General features: G+C 41.8%; 10 protein-coding genes. 3 read left to right on the top strand and 7 right to left on the bottom strand.

The features are described from left to right. Positions 1-58 precede the first annotated feature (58 nt). Genes ABEV15_RS01595 through ABEV15_RS01585 form a run of 3 tightly spaced genes read right to left on the bottom strand, consistent with a single transcriptional unit; the run spans position 59 to position 4908 of the window. Positions 59-2755, bottom strand: coding sequence for a DEAD/DEAH box helicase (locus tag ABEV15_RS01595; RefSeq protein WP_498852239.1), 2697 nt, complete (start codon positions 2753-2755; stop codon positions 59-61). Beyond that, complete coding sequence (locus tag ABEV15_RS01590) at positions 2755-4410, bottom strand: SWIM zinc finger family protein (RefSeq protein WP_498852196.1); 1656 nt, start codon at positions 4408-4410, stop codon at positions 2755-2757. Before ABEV15_RS01590 ends, ABEV15_RS01595 begins: the two co-directional genes overlap by 1 nt. A gap of 54 nt (positions 4411-4464) precedes the next feature. Further along, complete coding sequence (locus ABEV15_RS01585; RefSeq protein WP_042535296.1) at positions 4465-4908, bottom strand: Rrf2 family transcriptional regulator; 444 nt, start codon at positions 4906-4908, stop codon at positions 4465-4467. 160 nt (positions 4909-5068) lie between these two features. Between ABEV15_RS01585 and hmpA the strand changes: the two genes are divergently transcribed. Both hmpA and ABEV15_RS01575 read left to right on the top strand, forming a co-directional pair. Continuing rightward, positions 5069-6298, top strand: a complete 1230-nt coding sequence (hmpA, locus tag ABEV15_RS01580) for an NO-inducible flavohemoprotein (RefSeq protein WP_498852195.1) — start codon at positions 5069-5071, stop codon at positions 6296-6298. Positions 6299-6400: 102 nt separating this feature from the next. After that, complete coding sequence (locus tag ABEV15_RS01575; RefSeq protein WP_429633182.1) at positions 6401-6820, top strand: VanZ family protein; 420 nt, start codon at positions 6401-6403, stop codon at positions 6818-6820. Between the two features lie 8 nt (positions 6821-6828). Here the strand turns inward: ABEV15_RS01575 and ABEV15_RS01570 are convergent, their stop codons facing one another. The 3 genes from ABEV15_RS01570 to ABEV15_RS01560 all read right to left on the bottom strand — a co-directional run bounded on the left by ABEV15_RS01570 (position 6829) and on the right by ABEV15_RS01560 (position 9824). After that, positions 6829-7878, bottom strand: coding sequence for a Fic family protein (locus ABEV15_RS01570; RefSeq protein ID WP_498852194.1), 1050 nt, complete (start codon positions 7876-7878; stop codon positions 6829-6831). Between the two features lie 99 nt (positions 7879-7977). Further along, on the bottom strand, positions 7978-8970 hold the full coding sequence (locus ABEV15_RS01565; protein WP_429633185.1) for a Gfo/Idh/MocA family protein: 993 nt from the start codon (positions 8968-8970) through the stop codon (positions 7978-7980). After that, a complete protein-coding gene (locus ABEV15_RS01560; RefSeq protein ID WP_498852193.1) occupies positions 8967-9824 on the bottom strand; it encodes a CvfB family protein in 858 nt (285 codons plus the stop codon). The genes ABEV15_RS01565 and ABEV15_RS01560 overlap by 4 nt, the downstream gene beginning before the upstream one ends. Before the next feature lie 123 nt (positions 9825-9947). Here ABEV15_RS01560 and ABEV15_RS01555 point away from each other — a divergent pair, with 123 nt between their 5' ends. Continuing rightward, on the top strand, positions 9948-11063 hold the full coding sequence (locus ABEV15_RS01555; RefSeq protein WP_498852192.1) for a YecA family protein: 1116 nt from the start codon (positions 9948-9950) through the stop codon (positions 11061-11063). Between the two features lie 23 nt (positions 11064-11086). On the opposite strand, the gene ABEV15_RS01550 is transcribed toward ABEV15_RS01555, so the two are convergent. After that, positions 11087-11683 (bottom strand): hypothetical protein, encoded by a 597-nt coding sequence (locus tag ABEV15_RS01550; RefSeq protein ID WP_498852191.1) that lies wholly within the window; start codon positions 11681-11683, stop codon positions 11087-11089. Positions 11684-11752: the final 69 nt, after the last annotated feature.

The following is an 11752-nucleotide window of genomic DNA, read 5'->3' as shown; positions in this document are numbered from 1 at the left end:
AGCAGTTTTTCCCATAATGTTTGTTGCTTCGTTCCTTTTTTCTTTGCCATATTTCACCTCATGAAAGCGTAAATAGTTCACGCAATTGTTCGTTGGACAGTTCGGTAATCCACGTTTCACTTTGGATGAGCTGTTCATTGAGCGACTGCTTTTTCTCAAGCATATCATCAATTTTTTCTTCAATCGTCCCAGTTGTAATGAATTTATGCACATGAACAAATTTCGTTTGCCCGATGCGATACGCTCGGTCTGTCGCTTGGTTTTCAACGGCCGGATTCCACCAACGGTCAAAATGAATGACGTGGTTGGCGGCTGTTAAGTTTAGCCCTGTTCCGCCTGCTTTGAGCGATAAAATGAATATATGAAACTGTCCGTTTTGAAATTGTTCGATCATTTCATCGCGCGTTTGTTTTGGCGTGCTGCCGTTTAAAAAGACGACCGTTTCTTTTAGATGAGAAGCAAGAATATGTTGAATCATCTCGCCCATTTGAATGTACTGCGTAAAAATTAAACAACTTTCCCCGTTTTCGCGAATTTGCCCGACAAGTTCAAGCAGCTTTTCTACTTTATGCGATCGCTCGACGATTTGCTTCGGATGTTTTTCTTTTAAGTATAGTGCTGGATGGTTGCATAGTTGTTTTAAGCTGTTTAACATTTGTAAAATGATGCCGCGTCGCGCAAACCCATCGACTTGTTCGAGTTTTTCAAGCGACTGTTGCACAATTTGTTCGTATAAAGATGCTTGCTCGACGGTGAGCGGGCAATATTCTTTTTGTTCGAGTTTATCCGGCAAGTCGAGCGCAATTCGTTCGTCTGTTTTTGTGCGGCGTAGTAAAAACGGACGAATGAGCTTTTGTAAACGTTCGGTCGCTTGCTTATCGCCATTTTTCTCAATCGGCGTTGCAAAGCGACGTTGAAACTCTGTTTGCGATCCTAAATAGCCCGGATTTAAGAAATGGAAAATGCTCCACAGTTCGTTTAAACGGTTTTCGATCGGCGTGCCGGTGAGCGCGATTTTATGCCGCCCTTTAAGCTTGCGAATGGCACGCGCTTGTTTCGTTTGGGCATTTTTAATGTTTTGTGCTTCATCTAAACAAATGACATCCCAATCGATGCTTGCGAGGTCGTCGAAATCTAAATGAGCCAAACTGTATGATGTAATGACAAGATCACAGCTTTTTGCTTTTTCGATAAACGTATCTCCATGTCCACGAGTGGATCCGTGATGAACGTAGACGGTTAAAGACGGAACGAATTGCTGACATTCTTTTTGCCAATTGCCGATGACGCTCGTTGGACAAATAAGTAAAGCAGGGCCGTTTCGTTTCTCGTTTTCTTTCACATAGGCGAGATAGGCTAGCATTTGTATCGTTTTCCCAAGACCCATATCGTCTGCTAAACAGCCACCAAAACCGAGCTGGCGTAAAAAGATGAGCCAGTCGACGCCTCGCTGTTGGTATGGACGTAACGTGCCATGGAACGTGCTCGGAATGGTGACGTTTGGGATATGGTCAATGTTTTTCATTTTTCGTACGAGTGTGGCAAACGAGCGATTTAGTTCAATGTCAATCGCTTCATCGTCTTCATGTGGTTCATTTGTTTTCTCGGTAAGTGTTTGTATGAGTACGTCGCGAATCGATAAACCTTCTTGTTTGGCTTGTTTCATTAGTTTTTGCACGTGTTGAATGACGGCAGGGTCAAGTTGCACCCATTGATCGCGAATGCGCACGAGGCGGCGCTTTTGTTCGACGAGTTCCGCGAATTGCTGCTCTGTCAGTTCGATGCCGTTTGTAGCGATGCGCCAGTCGAAATCGACGAGTGCATCGAGTCCGAATACAGATGTCGCCGATGATTTCACTCGTGCTTTTACACGAAGGCGCGCTTGTTTGACGACTTCCCACCATTCCGGCACGATAACGCGAACGCCCGCTTCGGTGAGTTCGATTGTCGCTTCCACTAAAAAGCGCAACGCTTCTTCTTCGTTTAGTTGCGTGCGCAGCGCCCCATTTTCGCTCAGCCATGGAACGATCGTTTGCCATCGTTGTTGAGCTCGTTCAATATGACTAGCGTATGCCTCCCAAGCTTTTGGCATGTGCGGATACACGGTGATGTCATGCGTTTCCGTGTCGATAAGCACCGTTTCGAGCGGCCACGCCCCTCCGTCTTCCTCTGGTTCGTTTAAACGAATGGCGACGATAAATGGCGGGCGGTTTTTGTCCCAGCCGATTTCGGTGAGCCAGTCATGCTCGTCCATGAATGAAACGCTGTCGCTTGTTAGTAGCGGATATGTTTCAACGATTTGTTGCCACGTTTGTTTTAGCTCCACGTCCGATTGAATCCAGTCATTGATTGCTTCGGAACGCCAAACGGATACGAATGGATGATCGTCCGCTTCTGTTCCTTTCCATCCGAAGCGCCCGTTTTTCCATGCTTCAAAGTCGGGCATGAGCTGTTTTTGTTCTACATCATGAATGATTTGTTTCGCCCACGCTTGAAACTGTTTGCTTTGGTCATCCCATGCAACTTCGATCAATGCGCTCGTCGACGGATAGGCAAAAAACGTAAGCGCCTCCCATGGAGAAAGAAGAACGCCAATATGTGTCCCAATCGTCTCGATAGGGGCGAATGTGCCATAAAACGTTTCTTCATGCCATAAAAAAACGATGCCTCTCCAATTACTTGGGTGTGTATCGTCGCTATAAATGAAAAATTGTTTTTGTTCCTCAAGCCAGCGGCTTTGTAATTCCAGTTGCATCATATGAATTTCCCTTTCCGTAATAAATCTTGAAAGGCACGCAATCGTTTTGTTTGTTCAGCTAATGTTGCGATATATGTTTCCCAGCGCGGCATTTGTTTTAAAGCACGGTAATGAGCCCGTAGTTTTCGTAAATGTTTGATTGCTTGTTCGTATGCGCTCCGATTTTTTTGTTCGATGTAATACATAATCGTTTGATGATAAAGCGAAAGAACGAGCGAACGATCCGCTTGTTCGACTGCTTTTAAATGGAGCGGATGAATCATATCGACGGTTGTTTTTTCAAGCATATATAATTCAATAAGCTCTTTCCATTTTTGTTCATCGAATAAGTAATCGATGTACGTATAAAAGCTGTACGGAAGCAGCCTTTGAAGAAGCTGTTCGTATCGTTCGGTTTGTTCATTTTTTGTAGCGATACGATATTGGACATAGGCAGATAGTACATGTTGAACAAACCACTCACGGTCACTTATATGAAGCGAATATAAGTACGTTTCCACATTTTGTTCGAGCCGATGAAACCAATCAGCTCCACGTTGAATTTGCTTTTTCGCAAATGACATATGCATAAAACGGACGATATGTCCTGTTGCTAAGTATGGAAACGGTTCAATGAGCTGATAAGCTTGCTGATCGTTTCCAAGCAAAAATGACACGTACGAAGCTGCGCCGATAAACGGTATTTTTTCTTCTACGGTTTGTTTCTTATTTAACTGCTCAATCGCCCATGTACATTCCTCTTGGCGATATGTTTCGTCGGTCAATACGATTGTCCATATGATTTCGTATACATCTAATATTTGTCTAAAGTACGTTAATTCGCCCGACAATACGTTTCTTACGTATGGGATAGTAGCGTATAAAAGTTGTTCATGACTTTTTGTACGCGGTTTTTTCGCTAAATTTGCGAGTGCTTGTTGGACGGTTGAAGAAAATTGTTCCACATGCCGCTCTTGCATCATTGCGGAGTAGCCCCACGGTTGTTGCGGAATATGAACAAGTTTAATAAATGTAAATAAGGCGGCATGGACATAATATAAATGGTCTAAAAACGATGCTTTAGATGTCGGACGTTCGAATGTTGGGAAAAACGATTGAACGAGCCTGCGCATATGTTCTTCTTCCGTTACATTGTATAGCGGGATGCGGCGATATTTTTCTTCAAACGATTGCCACCACGCGTCAACGATATTTGCGTTGTTTGACGTATTGCTGCTATTTTTCTCGTTTAGCTTCTGTTGCTGAACGGTTTGTTGTTTCACTTGTACGTCTTTTTGTTTTTCATTGCTTTCGGCTTTTTTTCGTTTTGTCGCTGGTTCTTTCCATGTTCTAATTAAATTCCCGACTGCATCAATTTGATTGTATGCATATAAAAATAACGCAACATTGTGCGAACATAGACCGACAGCTGTGCAAGTACACGATGAGCCCGCTGCCTGCTTTAACCGAAAAGACGGCTCATATGTATGTCCTTTATCCGTTACTTTCCCTTTTAGCACATTGTCTTCGATCGTTACGTTATATACATGCCCGGTGCGATACAACTGCCACGCACGTTTAATTAAGTCGCTATGTTTTTTGTACGGTAGCAGCTTCATGACACGTTGAGCCGCTTTCGTCATCAACTCTTGCGGCAACATCGTCTGTAACATGACAGCATCTCCTTCTCTTAAATTTGTCCTCATTTTAACATGCTCTCTATTTGTTTACAAACGAGGGAAGTTAAAAAATGTTTTTAATGTTTGCTTATTTTGTAGTAAATCAGCAAGTGTATAATTGTCGAGTGTTTGTAAAAATGCTTGCAATGCTTCGTGAAGAATATGTTTCAACTGACAAACGGGTGTAATAACACAATCGTTTCCATGAGCGGCAAAGCATTCAACGAGAGATAAATTCTCTTCTGTTTGCCTAACGACAGCACCGATGCGAATGTCTTCTGGTTTTTTAGCGAGGCGAATGCCGCCGTTTCGCCCGCGAATCGTTTCAATAAGTCCGAGTTTTCCGAGGTCGTATACAATTTTACTTAAATGGTTTTCTGAAATGGAAAACGTGCGGGAAATTTCTTTAATGTTTGTTTTTTCACCTTCTTCTAACGTTCCTAAAAAGAGAAGAACGCGCAACGCATATTCTGTATAGTTCGTTAACTGCATAATGTTTCACCTTTCATTTGTTATTTACTTTATATAGTAGCACATTCTTTCGTCTCGCCGTTATGTGATAAAAAACATGTATTTTATATATTGCTTTTTTATTTTTTATATGATTCAATAAACATGTATATAAAATATATGTTTTTGGGGGATATGTGTGATGGGCGCAACAAAATCTTTATTAAGCGAACGTACAATTGAAATTATCAAATCAACGGTTCCTGTGTTAGAACAATATGGGGAACAAATTACACGGCGTTTTTATGAACTGATGTTTTCTAATCACCCGGAGTTATTGAACATTTTTAACCATGCTCACCAAAAGCAAGGGAGACAACAAAAGGCGTTGGCCGCATCTGTATATGCAGCAGCGAAGCATATTGATCGTTTAGAGGACATTTTGCCCGTTGTAAAACAAATTGGTCATAAACATCGTAGTTTAGGGGTAAAAAAGGAGCATTATCCGATCGTTGGTAAACATTTATTGATGGCGATTAAAGATGTACTTGGTGAAGCTGCGACAGATGAAGTGATTGAAGCATGGGGAGAAGCTTACGGCGTAATTGCTGATGTATTTATTCAAGTAGAACAACAAATGTACGATGAGGTAGCGAAAAAACAAGGAGGATGGGTTGATTTTCGTCCTTTTGTTGTGCAGAAAAAAGTGAAAGAAAGTGATGTTATCACATCATTTTATCTCGTTCCGCAAGATGGAGGGGAAATAAGCGATTTTCTTCCCGGTCAATATGTAAGTGTGAAAGTGCAAATTTCAAGCGAAAAATATACGCACATTCGTCAATATAGTTTATCGGATATACCAGGGAAATCGCACTACCGTATAAGTGTAAAGCGGGAAGTTGAAACAGCACAAAAGCCTGCCGGTATTGTATCGAATTATTTACATGATCATGTAAAAGAAGGGGACGTGCTTGAATTAAGTGCACCAGCTGGTGATTTTACAATCGACATGAGCAAGGAAACTCCTGTTATATTCGTTAGCGGTGGCGTAGGTATTACACCATTATTAAGTATGGCGAAGTCAGTCGTAAAACAACAGCCAAATCGTTCAATCACTTTTATTTGTGCGGCAATCAATCGTCGCGTTCATGCATTTGATCAAGAGTTGCGCATGCTCGCAGAACAAACGAACGTATCTTATTATGTTTGTTATGAACAACCGTCAGAAGCTGACCGAACTCATCCGTATTTTAAGAAGGAAGGATTTATTGACGCTTCATTTATGCGGTCTGTTATCGAGCAAACGAATGTCGATGTATACATGTGCGGCCCAATTCCTTTTATGAAAACTGTCAAAGAAGCTCTGCAGCAATGTGGGGTGGCTGAAGAGCGGGTTCATTATGAATTTTTCGGTCCTGCTAGTCAGCTGTAACATGTTGTCCTTCCCAATTTGGGAGGGGCTTTTTTGTTGTGAAAAAGAGGAAAAAGAGATAGAATGGTGGGAAGATTTCCGTATATAGAAAGGGTCTGGATGATGACTAAAACAAATCGTATGATATGGTGGGGTCTTGTCGTTGCATGGTGTGCGCTTATTTACTATTTTACCGATTCTCCGCTATTTACCGGAGAGCAAACGGCGCAATGGATTCGCCATTGGTTGAATTATTTCGAAATTGAAACGAACCGTCCTGTGAGCGACGGATTGTTTTCATGGAATTTTATTGTTCGAAAATGTGCGCATATGACGGTATTTGGAACGTTTGCGTTTTTTGCATGGAAAGCAACGGCTTCATACCGTGTCGCTTGGTTGTTGACGCTTTTTTGTGCCATATTTGACGAATGGCATCAATCGTTTCAACCGAAACGAACGGCCTTATTCTCTGACGTTATCATCGATATGATCGGGGCGACGATTGTTTTATGGATCGTTTGGAAAGCGAATAAGCGAGCATAGACGCTCGCTTATTCGCTCATTTTTTTCCACTTCGCACCTCTCCCTTTACCGATTGGTGTAATTTTCTTCGCTTCCTTTAATTCATTTAAGACGCGATTAATCGTTGCTTCGCTAATATCAGGACAAGCGTGGCGAATCTCTTCCTTTGTAAAATACCCAACTTTTCCTTCAATAAAATCTTGAATGCGCTTTCGTTTATTTCCGCGACTTGTTTCTACATAGCCCACACGCTCTTCAAGTTTTTTATATGCAGCAACGATAATCGATAAAAAGTAATGCAGCCAAGGAAAAATATTGTTTTTCCCTTCATGCCAATGGATTGATGAGCGCTTTAGCACGTCGTAATATGTTTCTTTACTTTCCTCAATGAGTGTTTCTATACTAATATAACGACCGACTTCATATCCGAATTTGTATAGTAAAAGAAGAGTTAATAAACGTGACATCCGTCCATTGCCGTCGTGAAATGGATGAATGCAAAGGAAATCTAAAATGAAGGTGGCAATTGCGATCAATGGATGTACGTCACTTTTTTGAACTGTATGTTGAAAAGTCATGCAAAGAAGGCGCATATGTTCATCGGTTTGGAAAGCTGGTACAGGAATAAAACGGATAAACTTTTCACCATTCGGGAGCGTTTCACTTATATAGTTATCTTGATTTTTCCACTCTCCACCTTGCGAAGGAACATACTCGTATAAATCACGGTGCAGTTGTTTAATGATAGAAGGGGATAGCGGAATGGCGTCGTATGATGCGTGGATCAATTTTAACACATTTCGGTATCCGGCAATCTCCCCTTCCGATCGATCCATCGGTAACGTTTGTTCAGCCATAATGCTTTTAAGTCGTTTATCTGTAATGACGATTCCTTCAATCGCATTTGATGATTTTGTGGATTGAATGATCGCTACATTTTTCAGCGTTTCGAGTATTTGAGGAGATTGCTTTTTGTATAAGTCTTGTTTCCCTTTGTATTCATCAATTTTTGTAAGTAGTTGAATCGTTTCCATGGAGTATGGGAGATGTTTCAATAGCTCGTAATTGTATATGCGCATCATATCACCTCGTTTATAAATGATTACATTTAATTATAACATAATGAACTCATTCTTATAAAAATATACTCATTACATAAAAAAAGAGAACGTTTCGTTTTAAACGAAACGTTCGTCCGCAGGAAATACAATGCCTGTTTGTTTTCTTGCTTCGTCCATCACTTTCATTGTCGCAAGCGAATGGGCGTGTGAATTAATTGTAGATTCCTTCTCTCCCCGTTCGATGAGTGACATAAATTCAAGCGCCTCATAGTACATCGGCTCGTACGGCTGCGGAACGGTGACGTCTTCAATGCGCCCGTCACGGTAATGAATATGTACGCGCGTTGGTGTATGAATCGCATCGATAACGATCGTCCCTTCTTCTCCTTGAATTTCGGCAGGAGCATACGAGTTTGCGATTTTGGAATACATAACGATCGCATCCATCTCGCCGTAATCGAGCATGATGCTTCCTTCGCCATCTACACCCGACGATAGGCGAACGCTATGGGCTTGAATGGCTTTCGGTTCGCCAAACAAAACAACGAGCGGATATAAGCAATAAACGCCAAGGTCCATCAATGCGCCGCTTGAAAAGGCAGGGTTAAAGGCGTTTGCGACCGTTCCTTGCTTAAATGCATCGTAGCGCGAAGAATATTGGCAATAGCTTGCGACGTAGCGACGGACGCGCCCGATTTTCGGCAAATGGTGTTGAATCGCTTGAAAGTTTGGTAAACACGTCGCCTTCATCGCCTCCATCAACACGACACCATTTTTTTGTGCCGCCTCAATCATCGCTTCCACTTCTTTGGCGTTAGAAGCGAGCGGTTTTTCACAAATGACATGTTTGCCGTGATTCATAAGCGTGATTGCTTGTTCGGCATGAAACGCATTTGGACTTGCGATATATACCGCATCGACGTTTTTGCTTACTGCAAGTTCATGTAAGTTTGTAAACGTTTCGGTTGCCCCTGTTTTTTCAGCAAAGGCGTTTGCGGTTTCTTGTTGTCGAGAATAAACAGCTTGTAAATGAAACGAAGGCACTTGTTTGGCCGCGCGAATAAACGCTTCTGTAATCCAATTTGTTCCGATTGTTGCAAAGCGAATCATTCATTTTCTCTCCCTTTGATATATGTCCAACCGTCTTGTTGGTACACTTTCTTTTCTTTCATTAATCGTCCGAGCGCGCGTTTAAATGCTGCTTTGCTCATATGAAAGCGGGTTTGAATGTCTTCTGGGTCGCTTTTGTCGCTATATGGCATCGCACCGCCACGGCTTTCAAGATAGTTGTAGATCGTTTCTGCATCTGTTTGTAAACTTTCTTGTTTTCGCGGAAGTAGCGATACGTTAATCGTTCCGTCTTCTTTCACAGCGATGACGCGTCCTTCGACGAGTTCACCGAGACGTGGTTCGCGTCTTCGTTGTGACTCGTGAATGAATCCGATATACCCGACCTCTGTGATCAGAAACGATCCTGCTTTAATAAGGCGATAAATGCGTCCGCGCACGTTCGTGTTAAACGCAGAAGCAGGGGCAGGAACGCTTATTTGTTTCATCGTTTCTTCATCCGCGAGTTTCGCGAGCAGCCGTCCCCGTTTATCTACTTGAAGCGAACAGTACAACTGATCTCCTTTTTGCGGCCAAAGCGTCGGAATGGACGGTAAGTCATCGACCGATAATAACACGTCTTTTTCAATGCCGATATGAACGAAAACACCTAATTGCGGTACGACGTCGATGACTTCAACCCAACCGTATGATGACGTCGTAATAAGCGGGCGCCTCATCGTTGCACGCATCCGTCCATCATGATCGTGATATAAAAATATGCATACATCATCCCCAACTTGTAACTCGCCCTCACACTGACTTTCATGAAGCAAGGCGCTTTCTTTTCCGTTCGTGACGATATACCCGAACGGCTTTTGTTCTTTTATTTGCCATGTAACGATTTGTCCAATCATTGCTCTCTTCCTTTTTTATAGCGTTTAATCCTTATTCTACACGATTGCAAGGAAAGACACAAAGGATGTATCTTCTTCCATTTTGACATGTTACAATAAAGAAAAAGTGTTGAGGTGGGGAAAATGAGTAAAGTAGCACGAAATGCGTTATGTCTGTGCGGAAGTGGAAAAAAGTATAAACATTGTTGTGGGAATAATGTTGTGTCGATGCATGAGCTTATCGATCAAGACGTTATTCACTATATGCACGATCTCATTCACTATGCTACATTTGAACACGAATCGTTTTTATATCGAACGGTTCAAGAGAATATGATTGTTGAACAAACGGATGAAGATGAAATATCTGTTTTTCGCTTTTTTATTAGCATATGGGCGATGTTTTTTAAAAAAGATGCACATGGGATGACCATTTTCGATTATTATTTGCGCACAATTCGTAAACAGGCTGTTCGTCCAACCGTCTATAGCATCATTCAGTCGTGGCGTCAAGCGTTCCCAACGTTTGTTTGCATTGATGAATTGCGCGATTCGTATGTTGTCGTAACAGATTTATTAACTGGGGAAACGAAACATATGAAACTACTTGATATGCCGGATGAGTTCGAGTTGGAAGAAGGACAAGCGTTGGCAGGAATTTTTGTACCACATGGTCAATATATCGCTTGCTTCGGGACATTTTTCCCTCTCCCTGTCGTTTTAACCCGTCCGTTATACGTATACATACAAGATGTTTGGAAAGCATGCGACGAACAGTATGAACAATGGATTGAGACGTATCCAGAAACGTTTCAAAAATCATTACGTTTACCGATGTTTGACGTCGAAAGTTTATCGTCAAAACAAGAACAAGTGTTTATATTATTTGAACAAAACTTTCCGAAAAAAGATTTGTCCATTCTTGATACCGCCCGTCTCATTTGGGTCGAGTATTGTCGTCTGTACAATCCGACGATTCGAAAGCCAGAAGTGTACGCAGCAGCGCTTCATTACATTATGGCTGATGCGATTTTGCATGAATGGATTCCACAAAAACAACTAGCCGAGCAATACGGCATTTCTGCGAGTACGTTATCGAAACGGATCGATACGTTTTACGATGCGTTTGAAGATATTTCCGGGAAAATTGATGAGCGATTAAGCGAACTGTTTGACGACTGGGATGATGACGACTGGGAAGAAGATGACTGGGACGATGAGGACATCTTTGAAGTATGTGAAGATTGTGATGAAGAGTAAAAGGGAGCGACGGGCTCCCTTTTTTAAATGAGTTCAATATCTTCTAAAATCATGCTTGCAAAAAAGCCGCTAATATGATGAAGCGCCTCAAGCACTACTTTCGGATCAGCGTCAAAAAAGTCTTTCATCATTGGTTGGTTTTGTTCATGAATAAATGCGAAAATGAAATCTGTCTTGATTCGATTGCTTAGTAAGACAGGGCAATAGCTCAGTTCAAGCTTGCGTTTTATATTTTCTTCGTCGCCGAAATGTTTGCGATATACTTCACGCAACGTTGGCAATTGCTCTTGAATTTTTTCATGCGCATCTGTTACCCAAGCTTGCACAGCTTCTGCAGGGGGAAATTGTTTATGAAGCAAAATAAGCTCAAATATTTTGTTTAATGCAAAGCTTGACTCTGTCGCAAAAGCGACGTTCGTTAACAACAACGAAACGTATTCTTCTTCTGTTTTTGTTTCCATGCGCATTTTCATAAAAATCTCTAATATTTCCGAGTGTACTTTCGTCTTCGTCCAATCCTTTGTCAATTGTTGAACGAGCGCCATCACCGTTCGATTGACTGTGTCATTTGTCCATTCCATCGCGAATGCAACCCTTTCTTTTGCACGTATGTATACCATTAGTTTACCAATGTTATGACAAAGAAGAAATAGTCAATTGTTATATTCATGTGATATGATTAATAATGT

Source organism: Bhargavaea massiliensis (assembly GCF_050480245.1).
Classification (GTDB): Bacteria; Bacillota; Bacilli; order Bacillales; family Anoxybacillaceae; genus Anoxybacillus.
The sequence above is the reverse complement of the archived record's forward strand: the minus strand, read 5'-3'. Positions and strand labels throughout refer to the sequence as shown.

What these genes read in the sequence shown, in the direction of transcription:
- ABEV15_RS01565 (WP_429633185.1), bottom strand. Translation starts at nt 8,970, where the DNA reads ATGATTCGCTTTGCAACAATCGGAACAAATTGGATTACAGAAGCGTTT.
- ABEV15_RS01570 (WP_498852194.1), bottom strand. Translation starts at nt 7,878, where the DNA reads ATGCGCATATACAATTACGAGCTATTGAAACATCTCCCATACTCCATG.
- ABEV15_RS01590 (WP_498852196.1), bottom strand. Translation starts at nt 4,410, where the DNA reads ATGTTACAGACGATGTTGCCGCAAGAGTTGATGACGAAAGCGGCTCAA.
- ABEV15_RS01575 (WP_429633182.1), top strand. Translation starts at nt 6,401, where the DNA reads ATGACTAAAACAAATCGTATGATATGGTGGGGTCTTGTCGTTGCATGG.
- hmpA (WP_498852195.1), top strand. Translation starts at nt 5,069, where the DNA reads ATGGGCGCAACAAAATCTTTATTAAGCGAACGTACAATTGAAATTATC.
- ABEV15_RS01585 (WP_042535296.1), bottom strand. Translation starts at nt 4,908, where the DNA reads ATGCAGTTAACGAACTATACAGAATATGCGTTGCGCGTTCTTCTCTTT.
- ABEV15_RS01555 (WP_498852192.1), top strand. Translation starts at nt 9,948, where the DNA reads ATGAGTAAAGTAGCACGAAATGCGTTATGTCTGTGCGGAAGTGGAAAA.
- ABEV15_RS01595 (WP_498852239.1), bottom strand. Translation starts at nt 2,755, where the DNA reads ATGCAACTGGAATTACAAAGCCGCTGGCTTGAGGAACAAAAACAATTT.
- ABEV15_RS01560 (WP_498852193.1), bottom strand. Translation starts at nt 9,824, where the DNA reads ATGATTGGACAAATCGTTACATGGCAAATAAAAGAACAAAAGCCGTTC.
- ABEV15_RS01550 (WP_498852191.1), bottom strand. Translation starts at nt 11,683, where the DNA reads ATGGTATACATACGTGCAAAAGAAAGGGTTGCATTCGCGATGGAATGG.